The following is a 17,045-nucleotide window of genomic DNA, read 5'->3' on the forward strand; positions in this document are numbered from 1 at the left end:
ACGGTCCGTTTCTTTGGATATTTCGTCAACTGCCAGACTGGGTGATGCAAATGTATTTGAGCTCCAGGAATTCTTCGATTCCATACTTGGAGCCTTCACGACCAATCCCGGATTCTTTCACGCCCCCAAACGGCGCGACCTCGTTGGAAACAAGACCTTCATTAACCCCGACGATACCGGATTCAATCTTTTCAGCAACCCGCCACATGCGATCGAGATCATGAGTGAAGATATAGGCAGCAAGGCCGGATGAAGTGGAGTTAGCGGCTTTAATGACGCCTTCCTCGTCAAAAAAACGCTGCACGGGCGCAACTGGTCCGAATGTCTCCTCGCTTTCGAAAAGCATGGTGGAGTCGACATTTGTGAGGACGGTTGGTTCGAAGAAAGTCTGTCCGAGCTTGTGGCGCTTGCCGCCAACGACGATCCGTGCCCCTTTGTCGAGTGCGTCCGCAACGTGCCGTTCGACTTTTGCCAAGGCTGCCTCATTTATGAGCGGGCCTTGCTGGACACTCTCGGCAAATCCATCCCCAACCTTGAGTGCACCTACGGCTACGGAGAGACGTTCAACGAAGGCGTCATGCACATGGTCGTGCACGTATATGCGGTTAGGACAGATGCATGTTTGCCCCGTGTTACGAAACTTTGCATTGATGACACCTTGTACTGCGATATCGAGATCAGCGTCTTGAAAGACAATCAAAGGCGCGTTGCCACCAAGTTCCATGGCAACTTTCTTTACGGTCTGGGCTGATTGTTCGATAAGGAGTTTACCCACCCTTGTGGATCCGGTGAAGCTGATTTTCCTCACGATCGGGCTCGACGTCATTTCTGCGCCGATTGCTGTCGCATCGCCGGTGACGATATTAAGGATTCCCTTTGGAACGCCGGCACGCTCAGCAAGTTCAGTGAGTGCGAGAGCCGAATAGGGCGTGAACTCAGAAGGTTTCACCACGACGGAACAGCCGGCTGCTAAAGCAGGTGCACATTTACGGGTAATCATAGCTGCAGGGAAGTTCCAAGGTGTGATGGCCGCGACCACTCCTATCGGTTGCTTAAGAACCATAATTCGAGACTGGGCCCTAGGGGACGGAATGACGTCGCCATATGTTCTTTTTGCTTCTTCTGAAAACCATTCGACGAAAGACGCGGCATAGCGGATTTCGGCCTGACTTTCCGAGAGAGGCTTGCCCTGCTCAGTGGTCATGATCATTGCGAGATCTGAGAGATTTTCGATTATCAGCTCGAACCAACGGCGCAATACACTGGCACGATCTTTCGCGGCAAGCGCCGCCCAGCCAACCTGAGCCCGTTCGGCCGCTTCGATGGCGCGCTGTGTTTCAACACTTCCCATATTTGGTACTGTGCCAATTTGCAGGTTTGTAGCGGGGTCATTGACGGCGACAACATCGCCGCTGACAGCGTCCACCCAATCGCCGTCGATATAGGCCTTGGTACGCAACAAGGATCCGTCGCTGAGGCGCTTGGATAGGGGATTAATCGAGATCGTATGCACCGTCATAGTCAAGAATTCCCAATTTATCTTATTCTTTGTTTAGTGTTATAACAGATTCTAAATCGAAAATAGTCAAGCCCTGAATTGGCGGTAAGTGATGTTAAATGTCTGGCGTCGATCGAAGGCTAGTTTGCTGGATAAAGCTCAGGCGCGGCACATTGTAGTTTCCGGCATGCGACTATTCCGCTTGCGAGCGATATGTTGGAAAGGCAGCCAATATGGCTGCCTTGATTTACCTAATTAATCCGCTCGGCGGTGCACCACGTTGCAGTATCATCGAGAGCTTTGTGTAAGCGTTTTACGGTCTCGATTATTTGCACTTCGTTGATGATGAGAGGCGGACAAAGTGCAACGACATCGCCGATGGCACGAACAATAAGCCCATGCTCGTGGCCCACGGAGAAAGTCCGCGCGCCCGCTTTGCCGAATTGCGAAAACGGACGGCGTGTCTCTTTGTCCGCAACAAGTTCGAGCCCAGCGATGAGGCCTGTACCACGAACTTCCCCAACAAGGGGGTGTTCAGCGAGTTCTGCGAGACGAGCTTGGAAGAGTTCTCCCATTCGTTCGGCGTTTCCAACTAAATCGCGCTCCTCAATAATCTTGAGGTTTTCCAACCCCACTGCCGTTGCGACCGGGTGTCCAGATGCCGTGAAGCCGTGTCCGAAGGTACCGATTTTCTTCGTATTGTCTGCGATCGCATTATAAACGGTTTCTGTGAATACCACCGCTGCGAGTGGCATATAGGAAGAGGTTAGCTGTTTTGAGACGATCATTATATCGGGCGTAAAACCGTATTTCTGGCAACCAAATGTCGTACCTAGCCGCCCAAATCCACATATCACTTCATCTGATACAAGGAGGATATCATACTTACGACAAAGCGCCTCAATCCCTTTCCAATAACCATCAGGCGGTGCCATGACGCCTCCGGCGGCCATAAGAGGTTCGCCGATGAATGCAGCAATTGTATCTGGACCCTCCTCCAAAATAACTTCTTCAGCCTCTGCAATAAGACGAGCGGTGAATTCCGCTTCCGTCTCATCCGGAAGCCCATAGCGGTAAAAATGAGGGCAGGTAAGGTGTCGAACGGGGATTGCAGGCAGATCAAAATCCCGATGATTGTTCGGTAAACCCGTCAAACTTCCAGAAGCAATTGTGATGCCATGATAAGCGCGATTTCGAGCGAGAAACTTCTTCTTTTGTGGGCGGCCAAGCGCATTGTTCATGTACCAGACCATCTTGATCATGGTATCATTTGCTTCAGAGCCTGAACTTGTAAAGAAAACCCGGCTAAGAGGCGGAGGCGCCATCTCGACAATCTTCTCCGCCAAGCGAATCGAAGGCTCATGCGATTTGTGGCTGAATGTATGATAATAAGGAAGCTTAGCCATTTGGTCAGCAGCTGTTTTGACCAGACGCGGCTCATCAAAGCCCACTGCGACTGACCAGAGGCCGGCAAGTCCTTCAATATACTCTTTTCCATTGCTGTCGTAGACGTAGATGCCCTTTCCGCGATCTATAATCACAGGACCATCGCGTTCGTGAGCGCGGGCATCGGTGTAAGGATGCAGTATCGTCGAAATGTCTGTATGGGCTAGAGAATTGGAGAGCTTGCCGCTCATAGTTTGTGTCCTCCATTTGATTTTAATGATTTACAGCTGAGACCTAAAGAAACCGCCGTAATTGCCGCTGGAGCAGTTGTGTCTCCAATACAACAATTGACTGTTAGATAGGCGGAGATAAGCGTCTTGTGGCCCGCCGCAGTCGATAGTGGCTCGCGATCACGCGACGTGTTGATCTTCTGCTTAAGCCGCTTGAGGTTGAAGGTGAAAAAGAGTCACTCGTGCTGACGTAGACGATTGCATATGAGGCCTGGGTTTGAGTTCTGAGCACCTTGCTGGAGGCCGGAAACGAGTGATTACTCTGCGGTTGGACATGACTCCCTCTGCGACATTTGAAAGAAATTCCAAAGACTGTCTAGTGTTATAACAATTAGAGCATGCATCGTCATGTTTTTGGTGTCAAGACAATCCGTTCAGTGTTATTACTAATGACAAAAAGGAGCACGGCGTTGAAAAGTGAAGAACAGTCATTCGTGGGGTCAGATGAGCCAGAGCTTTCACAAGTGACACGAGATATGCTCCACGAGCAAATCTATGAAATGCTAAAGCGCAATCTGATGATGGGACGTTTCACGCCAGGGCAGAAACTTCCCTTGCGGGGATTGGCGAAGAGCCTCGGCACCAGTCTGATGCCTGTTCGCGACGCGTTACAGCGGCTGGAAAGTATTGGTAGCGTGGTGTCCACGCCAACTCGAACGATGATGGTGCCATTGTTCACGAGTAAAGAATTAGCAGATATTCGTACACTGCGTCTTGTCCTCGAAAGTACGGCACTTGAGAGTGCAATAAGAAATGGTACAGATGAGGAAATTGAAACCTTGAAAGGATATGTCGACGACATCTTCCGGTCAGCCGAAGCAAATAATCTCGATCTATTCCTGGTGGCCAACCATCATTTCCACATGCATATTGCCGAGATGAGCCGCATCTCTTTCATTTGTCAATTTCTTGAGACTCTTTGGATGCATCTTGGTCCCTCGGTCCGTCGTTCCGTGCCGAATGAGGATCTCTTCCACAGTTCAGCGTTGAACCACAAGCAAGTTTATGACGCAATTCTCGCGCGTGATATTCTGGCTGCAAACGAGGCGCTGCAGAAAGACATTTCCGAAGGCTATAACTTCTAATAGTTTGGCCGTAGCTTAAAATCGACTTTACAGGAGCGGGCTGCCCGTTGCGCCAGTCTCCCCGCTGAGTTGCCCTCTAAGTCTCCGAACAAAAAGTGCCTGTTTTTCCGGTAGGGCGGGGACGTATCAAGTTCTCACATTGTGATTTCTAGAAACTACCTCGCTCTCGCGAGCACGTGCTCCCTAGCAATCAGGGGCAATAAACGGGAGTTTTTAAGAATGCGTATAGATGCTAAATATTGTCGGGAGTGGAAGAAAGGCACACACCTATCTTTCGCTTCCTTAGCAAGGAAATACCCGGAGTGTCACCGTCCAGCTGGTCCGGCTTTTCTACGCGGGATGATACTTAGTGAAGACCGCACCGTATCTCCGAATGGCGGGTGAAGCCGTTACCAATATGGTAACGGCTTACCTACCGCCTGACCCAAGTCCCGCGAGGACTGTATCAGGCACCATATCCCCTCAACTTCTATGGCGGTCCGCAGTAACTTTTCGCCTGTCAAATTTGAGATTTACGTACTGATCGGGATGGGGATTAACTCCACTTCCAAACTCAGACGCCACAATTTTCCCGGCAGTTTCTGCTCGCGTGTCCATCCCTTCGGTAAACATCCCTGGTCAGCAGTGCGACATGTCTGAAGATCGTTGGACATAACCCTATGATCAGTTCTCTGCTTGAGCCATTATGCCGACTGTCCGGACGAAATGGAGTACGGTTCAGCGCGATGAGCGCGTATTTGTCGCTCCAACTCGAAAGAAACGTCAGGATACTGATCGCCCGCTGCGCGTAAGGCTCAGGTCCCTGTCTCTGGGCAGCTCCGTAAAGGGAACCCATTCTCGATATCAACTAGTCGCGGGGCCACATTATCGACGAGCTATGCCGGTCGATTTCGAGAAACCTCACTCCGAGTATCGCTATGCTCAGCACGTGCTTTCGATACTACGAAGGCCCATTCATCCAGGGCCTAAGCCCGCCTTTCGGCGGGCTTAAGTGTTTAGCGTATGGTTCCTGGACGGTTCCAGATGATGGTGAAGGTATTGGGATCATCCTGGCCTGACGTCGGTCCAAGATTGGCGTGGATGCGGCGGGCGAGCTCAGGTGTATCGATCATCAGCGCGATATAGGTGTTACCTGTTGATTTGACTGTTCGGATCCAGGCAGCACCTACTTCGGCACGGTTTGACAGGATACGATAGTCCGGCGATTTCTCGCTGGTCTTTGTGATGGGCACCAGCTTGATGGGAGCGTCGATGGTTAGAGTGCGCAAGAAACCTTCGTAGGTGCCGTTTTCTTTGTAGGTGACGTAACCGATTGCAGACATTGTCTTACTCCTTAACCGAAGGGACTATTCCCTTCGTAAGAGATCGGTCGAACAGCTGATAAAGCGGATGCGCCAAGGTTTGGTTGAGCGTGTTTTGCAGCGTAGCGGCCGCGAGGAGACGAGACGTCGGGGAAAACACGCGTTGCGTCAGCACAAGCATGGCCTTGCGCATCCGCTGAAGCGGTTCAGATTTCAGACGAAGGAAATTAAGCCCAGCTTTAAGAAGCAGCATGAACTGTAGCCGGTTCAAGCAAAAAGGGAACTAAGCCATAGACTTCACAGCAGGTCAAAAAGTCATCGACAAGAGACACATACAGTCCAGTTCGCAATGCGGATCGTCCAAAAACGCAGTAATAGGTCTGATTATGCGGGGAGATGCCAAATACAGTCTGCGAAACGAGCTTGACTGATCTGTGCCAATAGAAGGCAGTTTGCAGTTTGCAGTTCGAAGTCATTTCATGTCGCCTCGCTGATCAGGTTCGCGATGAAACTGCCTGCTACACGAAATCAAGATCGACAAAACAAGAGCTCGCCAACAACTGTGCGTTTTCTTGATCGTTAAACTGGCCGCGCATGCAGGACATAGCTTTATCATCGATGCATTACGAGGATCTGCCTTAGTGCGTTTTAGATCCTTCCATTATTATCCGATGGCCGATGGGGGCGTTTGACACTCGACCGACACCGGGGGTGTGTTGTTTTCATCCATGAGAACGCGGCTTGAGCGCATCTATCAGTAAAATTTGACGGTCACTCATCCCCCGGTTGCCAATGTGAAGCTTATGATCAGCGTTATATGGATACTCGGGCCTTTTCAACCTTGGCGAGCCTTGTTGAGCCGCCCTGCCTCAACCCCTTAAACTCACCTATGTTCCGTCAGGTTGGGTGTTGATGATAGCCCTTGAAAACTCGCGGCTTTCGTCGTTGAGGCGATCCTCGGCGGCCCGGAAGACAAGAGAATATTTCGATCTAAACATGCTTCGGCCTGTTCGATGCATCATCGTAAGCGCAATTAATTTGCGCGAGATGCCAATGCTGGCATCGCCTTCTGAGCGAACTTAAGTCGAACTGAAAAATTGAGGTAATTCCTGAACCGTGGTTGTAATGGTCAAAACCAGGTCTTGTTCTAGTTATACAGCTAAAAATAGCATACTATAAAAACAGAAACCAATCGTTGACTTCCGACCAGGAGTCGTTTAAATAAAATATATCGATCTTTTGCTTGCCGAGCTTTGTCTATCGCGCGATTGGCACCGCGCTCTAAGCGAACTTCTCTTTCAAAATTATTCGGTTTTCACCTGCATTGCGTGTGCTATGCAGTCCCTCACTCTATGCTTTGAAAGGGTTCATTATGACCACTGGCACAGTAAAATGGTTCAATTCTACTAAGGGCTTCGGCTTTATTCAGCCTGACAATGGCGGTGCGGATGCGTTTGTTCACATCTCTGCCGTCGAACGCGCCGGGATGCGCGAGCTCGTGGAAGGCCAGAAGATCGCTTTTGACCTTGAGCGTGACAACAAGTCGGGCAAGATGTCGGCCGGTAATCTCCAGGCCGCATAAATCAAACGACTATCCGCACTTTGGTGTTCAGAAATGCTCTGGCGCTATTTTCGGCACAAAACCAAGAAGGTCAGGCATGTTGCCTGACCTTTTTTAATGCTTCGAGAGTCTGCGGTTCTGCTACGAGATGAGACGTTGTCAAGAAATGCAAACAATCTGGCGCGAAGCCGAGGCATGCCTTTGGAAGCACCAAATTACTATTCATATTTGGCAGGTGCGCTGCCGAAGTATTCGATTTCCCATCAAGAATGGACCAGAGCTGTCCCGGCGGCTTTGTGTCCGTCACATCTGCTAAGCCCTGAAAGATCGAGTGATATGCCGATCGCAGAACGCTAAGTTGGCTCGACGGCCAGTGTTACTGAGGTACAGCTACGCTCCTTGATGCGGAACTCTCGATCTGGTAATCCACGCGGCAGCGGTCGTCTTTAACGTTACGAGCGCAATTCAGTAAAAACAGCAGCTCGACTTGCGCTCTATGCTTGTAATCTTCCTTTATTGTTCGGGAATTTCGCCGGGTTTGTAATTGGGTAGTCTTCCAGCCGGCAGGATGGATACAAGTGCAAGCCCTGCCATTATCAGGAAGCCGATTTTTAGCGCTAATAGTCTCGACTCGGTGTTGATACGTAATGCTTCCTGCTTTTGCTCGGGGGTTGCGGTGGTCGTCGCAATGACGCTTGCTAGCTGCTCATTGCTCACGAATGTAATGCTGTCCAAGTTGACTTCAGACTGAATTTCAATTGGCAATGTTGGGTTTTGAGCAAGTTGTCGCATAACTGCGCTACTGAGCAAACCGACCAGCAAGGCACCGGCGACGGCAGTTCCGACGGCTGCGGCAAGATTGTTGGTCGTTCCACGCAATGAGCCAACATCCCCGGCGAGTTCTTTTGGAGACGCGGTTACCAACACGTTGAAAAGAAGTGTAACCAACGAACCCTGTCCGATGCCAAAAAGTATCAGGCCCGCCAGAACCGGGATCGAGCTCCAGTCATTCCGGACCACAAAAGCCAGCCAAATGAGTGCTACCGCACACAGACCAAAACCACAGCGGCCAATTTGTCTGGGCGATAGCTTGTCGTAAAACCGAACAATGAGCATTGCGGCGAAAAAGACTGTTAGATTGAATGGTAGCATTGCAACCGCGGTTGCAAGAGGCGAGCGCCCTTGGACGATTTGGATATAGAGCGGTACGGAGAAATTGAGCGCTGCCTCCAGTGCCACGACCGCGAACATTGCAAAGACTGCAGCACGTTCTTGTGGGGAATCAAGAACCTGAAGTGGCAGAAGTGGGGTCTTATTGCTAGCCTCGCGCCTACGCGTCCAAAGAAAGAATGCTTGCCCTAAAACGATTCCAAGTAAAATGAGAACCGGTGCTGGCGATAGGCCGAGAATGTTGAATGGGGCAGAAGGTCTCGCAAGCATTAGTCCCCAGCCGTTGAGATTATTAAACCCGAAACTGATAGAGATTATAGCAGCAGCGGCCAGGATGACGCCGATGGCATCAATTTTTACCTCTGGACGCCCATGATCGGGTCGCAAACGAAAACTCAAAACAAAAACGAGCGCGGATACCGCAATCAGAATGCCGAAAACGGGCCGCCACCCAATATAAGTCCCGAGCACGCCGCCTATAAGAAACGCGAGAACTCCGGCACCTGCGCGGGCAGACCCCAATGCCCCGAGGGCGGTCGCTTGCTGACTTCCCTGGTAATTTTGTGCTATCAATGCGACCAGTGCAGGTACGATTACTGCGCCAGCCGCGCCGCAAAGGGCCTGGGCCGTTATCATCGCACTCGCGTTGGGGCTCAGAGTCATAAGAATTTGTGCACCACCAAAAACAATGACCGCCAACCGAAAGACCCGCAATGCTCCAAATCGTTGGACGAGCTTGGCGCCGAGCATAACGAAACCGGCGACAATCATTGAATATGCTACGATACCTGTAGCTACGACAGTCGGCGCAACACCGAAACTCTCGACCATGCCCCCGAGTGCGACAGGCAATGAGGCGACGTTAAAGGACATGATCGCCTGACCAAATGCGATAGCGACCATAGGAAGCCACGAGTTGCGGTCCTCAGAGTGTAGTCCATCTGTTGAAGCTGCCATCGCCGATAATTCCCTCTCGCAATGTGATAGATCGATCGAAGTTCTCGACATTTTGGGAAGTGTTAAACCCCGCTAGGGGAAGACATAAGCAGATCGAGCCCGAGACGCTGCGAAAGGAATTGCGCGGCCAATTGTCCCCGAACACTATTTCCTGCGTCGTCAAGGGGTGGAGCGAAGGTCCCGAGACCACCCTTGCCGGGTGAAACTGTCGCTATCCCGCCGCCGATACCGCTTTTGCCAGGCAGGCCGATCTCATAAAGCCAATCTCCGGAGGTTTCATAAAGGCCCGCAGTTAGCATGACTGCAAGTGCGTAATGACAGACATCTGGCTTGACGACCTGCTCGCGTGTCAATGGGTTAACACCACCATGTGCCAACGTTGCTCCCATGACCGCAAGGTCCCTTGCACTGACATTCAATGAACATTGCCGTGTGTAGAGTTCGACCGCCTCAGTTGGGTCGCTGAAGATGCGCCCGGTGCTTTCAAGCATCCAAGCGATACTGCGATTGCGAAAATTTGTTTGCTTGGCTGAGGCATATACTTCCTCACTAATGGAAAGATCACGCCCGGCGAAACGGGACAAGCCCTCGTGAATAAAGCGCCATTTTTCTTCTCCATTTTTGCCTGGAACAAGACTGGTCGTTGCGATAGCCCCTGCATTGACCATCGGATTTGTACGGCCGTCGGGGTTACGCTCGATACCAGCCAGAGAATTGAAGGCATAGCCGGTCGCATTTACGCCCAGACGTTCACGAGCGCCCGTCGCACCAATGAGATCGCAGATAAGGGCAAAGATAAATGGCTTGGAAACGCTCATAATAGTGAATTCATGATCAGCATCACCTACAGAAAATGTATCTCCGCTGACGCTAACAACACAAATCCCATACAGATCTTCCGAAACACTCGCCAAAGCCGGATAAACTTGAGAGTTTTGTCCCAACTTCACGGTTCGGAAACGCTCATGTGCTTCGATAATAAGTTTTTCAACCCTGTCAGAGGGGGGGCAAACTTCCCGTAGAAATGAATGTTTTATCCGGATCAACAAGGGGATTAAGCAAATCCATGCATTACCCTTTCTGGCGGTTTCAAAGCTTATTTTATAAAACTTTAAAGATCATATGCTAATCAGACCACAACTTCGCACGCAGCACAACATGAATCTAATTGTTTGCCAATCGAATATTAGATTTCTCTCTATACATTATAAAATATTTGAAGAGCGGAAGATCAGTGGTTCAGGTTTGATATTCTTAGAATGAACTAGCGATTTTAATCCAAAGAGGATGATTATTCGCTCTACAACGAATTGAGGTATAATTGGAAACTAGGTTCACCTTTATTGAAGCCACGGACGACCTGCGGCTATCTGGTACTGTCAATGTGCATCAAGCAGTCAGACGCATGAGGACTCCGCAGACATTGACGACACGCTGCACTTGATTTTCTTTTAAAGTCGTTCGCATGGTCCGATGGGGGAATGGGTTCGAATGGGTTTTCTTTAATGGAGTTTTCGAACCATTTCGAAAACGCGTTGTGCCGCGAGTTCTGGATCTTGCAGGGAATCTTCAAATGCCCGCAACACAAATTGGGCCAGCAGTGTCTCTTGTTCGTATGAATCTGGTTGGGTTTCGAGTAGCTCGCAGCATCGGTAATAGGCACGTTGCACGTTCTCGCGCTCATTTGAGGTAAGGATGGCTTTATAGAGCTCGCTCGTAAAGGGCATTTGTCTCTCCTGCCTACAGATTTAACGGCGTAAGGCCGCTAAACCGCAAGCAATCTTTCGTTTACCCGCGTCACAAGACCGTGCTCAGGTTAAATGTGAGTGCAGGCGCTTTGGATCCGTCATCGTCGTCTTCATCAGCATGAGGCCGATACGATGAGAAAAATAACCAGGAGGAGTGTCGCTCGCGTTCAACCTTGTCTGATCGCTATCGATCGGCATAACAATAAAGCTGATCATAAATAAGAAAGCCAGACCTGTTCATTCTGAGATGTCTCTCGAGGGGTCTAGAGGTCAAACTGAGCGTTTTTTTCTTGTCACCCAATCGATAGCGATCAGTCGCTCTAGACTATAGCAGCGCACGAACGTCTGAATGCAGCGCTGTCACGCCGGGTATTCATTACGTTGAGTCCAGGCAAATTAAAGCGTTGAAAGCGGACGGAACCGAGCTTTAGAAGGTATTATGGTCGCTCACCGTGTTGCCAGTTAGCCCGGAGTAGCTTGGTGGGGCATCGGATTTTAAGGAATTCGTCCAGGAGGAGTAATTTAAGACTGCTTCAATCGGATGAAATTGAGTGGCGCGGCTATCACGAAAGGTCCTGTATGCCTGCGGTTTTGCTATCTCTAAGGCCCTAACTGCACTCATGAACTTATAAAGTGCTATTCTTGATTGAATCCTGGTCAATCGGGTGCCTGAACAGTTCAGTCCATTTTACTTAGTGTCTTCCAAGTCAACTCTTGGAGGCGGGATGTGATCCATACGCGCCCTCCTGCTATTGCGCGGATATTTATTACGCCTAAGCCGAAACTCAAATATCCTTGCAACCCAAATCTTCGGCCCTCATTTTCTCGTCAAGAAAATAGACAGCAATGGGAAATTTTTTTAATATACAAAGAAGAATTTTTAAAAAAAATAAAAGATAGTTTGACGCAGGAAAAGGGTATATTGTAACATTCAGCCAGATTACTGCGCAAATACATCGAGAACGTAGTAAGATGGTAGGGGGAGCAAAATGTTTAAACTTCTAACGATCGCCGCCGCAGTTTGTGCCTGTGTCAACCACGTGCCGTGGCTCGTGACAAGGGCTGAAGCTCAGAACACTGTCGAATGTCGGTCAAGAGACTATAAATACGACGAGTGCTATGCCGGTCCTCTATCAAGGCCTCAACTCGTCCATCAGAGCTCGAGTGCCCCGTGCATCGTTAACAATACATGGGGATATAATCCGAGAAGTCGGTATATATGGGTTGCTCAAGGATGCTCCGGCGTTTTCGCCGACGTTACTGGTTACCATCATGGGCGAGGTGATACATTCGACCCCAATGCGCGCCGATACGATCATCGTGGTCATGATGTAGGTGGCGTCGTTGCAGGCGCTGTGCTGGGCGCAATCATTGAAGGGATGGTAACCGATAATAAGCATGCGCACCGCCACACGACGAGCAACTACAGGCATTCTGATGAGTATAATGGCTGCCATGGAGTTGGCTGCAGCGTCGACAGACCAGATAAATCTGAGTCAATCGACACCAGGCCACAATTTGACAGGAATGGAGAGCCGAACTTTGACACGGAAGGTAACTACATTGGTTGCCACGGTGTCGGCTGTTTGGTTGATAATCCAGATTAGTTCTCAGGCGTTTCCAAAGGCAGTGACAGCGAGAATGTCGAACCGTTAGTGTTACTGGTCGCCAATACCAAATCCCCGCCATTCTGACGAGCGATCTCACGGGCAATGTAAAGCCCGAGTCCTGAACCGCTCGCAGTTTGGCCTTTTGAACGATAGTATTTCATGAATATGAGGTCACGATCTTTGTCTGGCACGCCGTTACCGGAGTCGGAAACGTTGACCAATGCCATCCCTTGTAGCTTCGATAAATGCACATGCACGGGGTCTGGAGCGGAGGAATATTTCAGGGCATTTTGAAGTAGGTTGTGGACTGCGATCTCAAGCAGAATACGATCGCCCTTAACAACCAACTCGTCAGATCGTTGCACTTTGATACGATTTGCAGCGTCGTCGTCGAACCCGGCCATGGCCGTCTGCAGTACTTCGTTGAGGTCGAGTAGTTCCAAATTCGATGCAGGCGACGGTCCGGCATCCAGTCGATCACCTGCCAGAACATTTTCAATCAGCGTTGCCATTCGTTTAACGGTTCGACTGATCTTCGCGATCCGCATTTTGACGTGGTCAGATCCATCTGCTAACGCAACTAGTAGATTGTCAGCAGCAACACCAATAACAGCGAGTGGGCCCCGGAACTCGTGCGACACTACGGCAACAAAATTGCGTTGCAGCGCTAACGCAGAATTTACAGAATCCAACGACTGTTTAAGCTTATCTTCAAGAAGGCGACGGCGTTCCACCTCTGCCTCAAGGGCACGATTGCTTTCCGCAAGCTCAGCGGTCCTCTCGTGCACCTTAACTGTCAGGTCGCGTTCGGCCGCCTGAGAAATGGCAAGAACCCGTTCTTGCTCGGCTCGCAAACGCCTATCCACCCGCTGTCCCACCACATGCCCAGTAAGCAAGATTATGAGTAAGCCGAGCCCTGCCACGAGGCTCGCCACCATTAAATGCTGTTGACGCAGTGGGCCCAAATGATCCAAAGACGCGAGTGTTACAAGCTGATACTCCGCGTCGTTAAGTGGTTTGCTACGCATTAAATATTGGTGACCGTCGATAATCCAGCGATCGCCTTGCATCGCTCCATCTACGGGTCGAATATCCATCGGCTCTCCCGGCCCTTCATCGCTGTCGGACGGCAAAGAAACTTCTTGAGGCATCAATGCCGCAACATTGCGAAGCGAGAATGGTTGGGAAGACGCGGTGGTTACGCGACCCTGACGATTGACGATCAGTGCAATGTGTCGACCGGTAAGATACTGCGCCATAATGGGGGCGTCAAATCTCACTGTAACAGAACCCAAAGCTTGCCCGTTCGCGTCATCTATGCGGCGTGTCATAAAGTAGGAGGGCATTTGATTAAGGCGGGCGATACCAAATAGCTGGCCTTTTCCTGTCCGCAATGCATCCAGCAGATATCGTCTCCCGGTGTAAATCTGGCCGAGGATATTAAATGATTCACTCCACTGACTGGTTGCAATCGTATCATGCGAGAGATTGTTCATGTAGATACGAGCATAAAGGAGATCGTCGGACAGCTCTGTCATGAAGTCGCCCACTCCGCGAACCAGCGGATCTTTCATGAGTATTTTTGCTCGTTCCTCGCGCGTTAATTCTGCGAAACCCGGGGGATCGATCCGGTAACGCGATGCTAGCTCTACGACACGGTTCTGCCCGGTCACCATATTTGCAACACTGTTCATTTCCAGGAACAAGCGATCGACGACAAGTGCAGTTGTTTGGGCTTCATAATCAGCGCTCGCGCCAAACCTGCCGAGTTCTTGAGCCATGATGCGCTGCCACGCCCAGTACCCTACACAAGCGATTAGTAAAAGCCATGCAAGGCCGATAGCAATAGTGATCTTACGAACATTCGAGCGGTGATTTTTTTGTTCTTGTTGACTGTCAGCGGGGGAATTTTTGTCCAACATGAACCTAATTTGCTCCCAAGGCCGAATAGAGATTGCACGTTGGGAGTTGATTTTTTTGATTAATTTTTTCCCTCAACACGATACCTCCTTGCCTATTTCACCCGAGTCGATCGCAATCATAAGCCACATCGACCAAAATTTCTGCCTAAATCCCCTCGCGCGAGCAAACTTCAGCGACAATGTGGCAGACTGACCGAGTCTCAGCCGGGAAAATTCAGTCGACGGCCCCGTCCGGCTTCACCTGGAGGAGAGGCGCCAGACGACAGAGCAGCGCAGTGCTGGCCATGTTTGTTTGGCTTGGATGTCGCATGCGAATTCGGCGATTTGCCTAGCTGCAAGCGCTCCAGGATAGACTAAGTCATTGCCATTAGTGTTCGTGACACGCCCCAGCCATGGCGTGCAACTATCATATGGAGAGATAGAGAGTGACAGTCGGTGTCATTTCCCGAAATTGTGAAAACTGGTTTCAATAGCTAGCCTCGTATGAACTTGAAGTTGCACCGACAGCAGTCAAGCTCCTGAATTTTCTGGAATGTCACCGTTTCCGTGGCTTCTTTAACGCTTGATTATTGAAATGTTAAAAAGATGAATACAACGAGATATTTGAACGGCCCAACTGAGACAGAGATTGAAAGCGCTGCATATCAAGACGAGTGTGTCTTTGCCCTTGAGCCATCCATCCACAAGCTCCTTGAAATTGCAGTTGAAGTGGGTTGGGATAAAGATCAGGTACTGTTCGCTATTATGCTGATTATTGCCCGTCAGGTGACCGATAATCCGATTGTTTCAGAACATCTGACACGCCGCAATAATCTGCAGTAGCATGGCGGTGTCTACAAACGTGCAAGGGAATGGAAGCGACTGTCATGAAACGATTTGGTGTTTCACGCAAATTGTGTGTCTCATCAATCGAAAACCCGCGCACCAGGATAATGCGCAAGAACTTTGGCTTACGCAGCAGGTTGATTATTTGCGCCGACCCCTACTGCCCCGCAATCGTTAATGAACACGATGATGCGAAGCGGAAAATCGGTGCGAATTCAATCGATATTGCCGCTAAATTCTCTTCAGCATTACTGCTTGCGGTCTCGCACAGGTTGCCGCTTGTCCAATGTCGAGAAATTCGATAACCGATTTGCTGGGTATTGAGAAAGTTAGCAATGGCTGTCTAGCCATTCTGGGAGAGCCTCGAAAAGCACTGCTGAACGGGAGACTCGGTGCGAAAATGAAACAGCTAGATTTAAGGGTGCGATCGTTGTTTGTTTAATACCTCGCTCGATCTGAAGCAGCTTCCACATTTTTTACGCGTTGATATTGCTGATGATATAGACATTATAATGAGAAAATGAGATCGATAGAAGGCGTTATTCTGGGGGCGGGCCAATGAACGGTGAAATTTCTTCCACACGCAGCAAATTTGTGAAATCACCGCTCATTTACCTTGTCGAAGATGATGATGACCTTCGTGAGGAACTTTTAGTCGGTTTAACCGAGCAAGGCTTCGTAGTTCATGGATTTGATGGCGCGGGGCCGTTTTACAAAGCTTATGCCGCCAAGCCCGCCGACATAGTCATTCTGGATGTGGGTCTAGAGGGTGAGGATGGACTTTCTATTGCAACTCATTTGCGGACATCTCAATCCGTTGGGATCATAATGGCAACAGGCCGTGGCTCCGTCGATGATCGGATCGATGGATTATCCACGGGGGCAGACGCGTATCTGGTCAAGCCGGTCGATATCCGGGAACTGGCTGCTACCATTCAAGCGCTGAGCTCCCGCCTTAACGCACGAGGCGTTGTTGCATCAACTGCTGTGCCAGCTTGGTCGCTGCTGGAAGGAGGCTGGATCTTATCTGATGGTCTGGGCAATCGGTTACGCCTCACAACGGCCGAACAGCGACTGCTGAATGGCTTGTTCCGCGAGCGTGGGCAAATTGTTGCGCGGCGCGCTTTAGTGGAGGCGTTGGAGGAAGATGTCTTTGAATATGATTATGCGCATCTTGATACAATAATCAGCCGCCTGCGCCGAAGGGCAAGAAAGGCGAAAATGGAACTTCCTTTACATGCCATACGTGGAATGGGCTTTTCATTTTCCGATTAGGCTTCAAACGAAACATCGACCTTGCGCCCAAGGGATGGCTTTGACGATAAACGCATTATCTCTCTAAGGTCGTGCGAAGTCATGAAGTTTTAGTGACACTCAATTCGCTCCGTAGTCACCAAACTTCCATGTGTGTTTTACAGCTCGCCGAATCTGGCTCCGTCGAAGTCAAGGCGCTGATGGTTTCTTTCCAGCACGTGTCATCGAGCTTTCGAACCAAGCTATAGTCCGCGACGCTTTACCCAAAACTATCAGGCGCCATTCATCCGTGTTAGGGCAGGCGGCGCTCGAAAATTTCCCTGTTGTGGCCATTTTCCACGCAATTATCACTCAGGCGGCTGTCATGAAGTGAGAGGATGTGATGGTCCCAGCAATTGTGGGGCTTTCACGTGGCTAGTAAAATATCCCCGAGAGCAC

At 50.1% G+C, this 17,045-nt stretch carries 12 protein-coding genes and 1 pseudogene; 5 read left to right on the forward strand and 8 right to left on the reverse strand.

Annotated elements, in window-relative coordinates; all coding sequences use genetic code 11:
- Positions 1–25: 25 nt before the first annotated feature.
- Both KMS41_24755 and KMS41_24760 read right to left on the reverse strand, forming a co-directional pair.
- Positions 26–1,519, reverse strand: a complete 1,494-nt coding sequence (locus tag KMS41_24755; GenBank protein QWK81696.1) for an NAD-dependent succinate-semialdehyde dehydrogenase — start codon at positions 1,517–1,519, stop codon at positions 26–28.
- A 230-nt stretch (positions 1,520–1,749) separates the two neighbouring features.
- On the reverse strand, positions 1,750–3,135 hold the full coding sequence (locus KMS41_24760) for an aspartate aminotransferase family protein (protein ID QWK81697.1): 1,386 nt from the start codon (positions 3,133–3,135) through the stop codon (positions 1,750–1,752).
- Positions 3,136–3,584: 449 nt separating this feature from the next.
- On the opposite strand from KMS41_24760, the gene KMS41_24765 reads away from it, so the two are divergent.
- Entirely contained in the window at positions 3,585–4,259 is a 675-nt protein-coding gene (locus tag KMS41_24765) for a GntR family transcriptional regulator (GenBank protein QWK81698.1), read from the forward strand.
- A gap of 995 nt (positions 4,260–5,254) precedes the next feature.
- On the opposite strand, the gene KMS41_24770 is transcribed toward KMS41_24765, so the two are convergent.
- Positions 5,255–5,581, reverse strand: a complete 327-nt coding sequence (locus KMS41_24770; GenBank protein ID QWK81699.1) for a DUF736 domain-containing protein — start codon at positions 5,579–5,581, stop codon at positions 5,255–5,257.
- A gap of 4 nt (positions 5,582–5,585) precedes the next feature.
- The gene (locus tag KMS41_24775; GenBank protein ID QWK81700.1) at positions 5,586–5,813 is read right to left on the reverse strand and encodes a hypothetical protein; all 228 of its coding nucleotides are present in this window, start codon (positions 5,811–5,813) and stop codon (positions 5,586–5,588) included.
- A 1,119-nt stretch (positions 5,814–6,932) separates the two neighbouring features.
- On the opposite strand from KMS41_24775, the gene KMS41_24780 reads away from it, so the two are divergent.
- Complete coding sequence (locus KMS41_24780) at positions 6,933–7,142, forward strand: cold-shock protein (protein ID QWK81701.1); 210 nt, start codon at positions 6,933–6,935, stop codon at positions 7,140–7,142.
- 492 nt (positions 7,143–7,634) lie between these two features.
- Here the strand turns inward: KMS41_24780 and KMS41_24785 are convergent, their stop codons facing one another.
- From KMS41_24785 to KMS41_24795, 3 genes and pseudogenes are all read right to left on the reverse strand, one after another.
- Positions 7,635–9,194, reverse strand: coding sequence for an MFS transporter (locus KMS41_24785; protein ID QWK81854.1), 1,560 nt, complete (start codon positions 9,192–9,194; stop codon positions 7,635–7,637).
- Positions 9,195–9,310: 116 nt separating this feature from the next.
- A pseudogene (glsA, locus tag KMS41_24790) lies at positions 9,311–10,316 on the reverse strand (glutaminase A).
- A 434-nt stretch (positions 10,317–10,750) separates the two neighbouring features.
- Complete coding sequence (locus tag KMS41_24795; protein QWK81702.1) at positions 10,751–10,975, reverse strand: hypothetical protein; 225 nt, start codon at positions 10,973–10,975, stop codon at positions 10,751–10,753.
- Positions 10,976–11,985: 1,010 nt separating this feature from the next.
- Here KMS41_24795 and KMS41_24800 point away from each other — a divergent pair.
- The gene (locus KMS41_24800; protein QWK81703.1) at positions 11,986–12,603 is read left to right on the forward strand and encodes a DUF3011 domain-containing protein; all 618 of its coding nucleotides are present in this window, start codon (positions 11,986–11,988) and stop codon (positions 12,601–12,603) included.
- On the opposite strand, the gene KMS41_24805 is transcribed toward KMS41_24800, so the two are convergent.
- Positions 12,600–14,387, reverse strand: a complete 1,788-nt coding sequence (locus KMS41_24805; GenBank protein QWK81855.1) for a two-component sensor histidine kinase — start codon at positions 14,385–14,387, stop codon at positions 12,600–12,602. The genes KMS41_24800 and KMS41_24805 overlap by 4 nt on opposite strands.
- A 726-nt stretch (positions 14,388–15,113) precedes the next feature.
- Here KMS41_24805 and KMS41_24810 point away from each other — a divergent pair.
- Together KMS41_24810 and KMS41_24815 are read left to right on the forward strand one after the other, a co-directional pair.
- On the forward strand, positions 15,114–15,350 hold the full coding sequence (locus KMS41_24810; GenBank protein QWK81704.1) for a hypothetical protein: 237 nt from the start codon (positions 15,114–15,116) through the stop codon (positions 15,348–15,350).
- Between the two features lie 561 nt (positions 15,351–15,911).
- On the forward strand, positions 15,912–16,628 hold the full coding sequence (locus tag KMS41_24815) for a response regulator transcription factor (protein QWK81705.1): 717 nt from the start codon (positions 15,912–15,914) through the stop codon (positions 16,626–16,628).
- Positions 16,629–17,045: the final 417 nt, after the last annotated feature.

The sequence above is a fragment of the Ochrobactrum sp. BTU1 genome, from assembly GCA_018798825.1.
GTDB lineage: Bacteria > Pseudomonadota > Alphaproteobacteria > Rhizobiales > Rhizobiaceae > Brucella.

Coding starts and splice junctions, on each gene's coding strand:
- KMS41_24755 (QWK81696.1), bottom strand. CDS start 1,519: ATGACGGTGCATACGATCTCGATTAATCCCCTATCCAAGCGCCTCAGC.
- KMS41_24760 (QWK81697.1), bottom strand. CDS start 3,135: ATGAGCGGCAAGCTCTCCAATTCTCTAGCCCATACAGACATTTCGACG.
- KMS41_24770 (QWK81699.1), bottom strand. CDS start 5,581: ATGTCTGCAATCGGTTACGTCACCTACAAAGAAAACGGCACCTACGAA.
- KMS41_24775 (QWK81700.1), bottom strand. CDS start 5,813: ATGCTGCTTCTTAAAGCTGGGCTTAATTTCCTTCGTCTGAAATCTGAA.
- KMS41_24780 (QWK81701.1), top strand. CDS start 6,933: ATGACCACTGGCACAGTAAAATGGTTCAATTCTACTAAGGGCTTCGGC.
- KMS41_24785 (QWK81854.1), bottom strand. CDS start 9,194: ATGGTCGCTATCGCATTTGGTCAGGCGATCATGTCCTTTAACGTCGCC.
- KMS41_24795 (QWK81702.1), bottom strand. CDS start 10,975: ATGCCCTTTACGAGCGAGCTCTATAAAGCCATCCTTACCTCAAATGAG.
- KMS41_24800 (QWK81703.1), top strand. CDS start 11,986: ATGTTTAAACTTCTAACGATCGCCGCCGCAGTTTGTGCCTGTGTCAAC.
- KMS41_24805 (QWK81855.1), bottom strand. CDS start 14,387: ATGGCTCAAGAACTCGGCAGGTTTGGCGCGAGCGCTGATTATGAAGCC.
- KMS41_24810 (QWK81704.1), top strand. CDS start 15,114: ATGAATACAACGAGATATTTGAACGGCCCAACTGAGACAGAGATTGAA.
- KMS41_24815 (QWK81705.1), top strand. CDS start 15,912: ATGAACGGTGAAATTTCTTCCACACGCAGCAAATTTGTGAAATCACCG.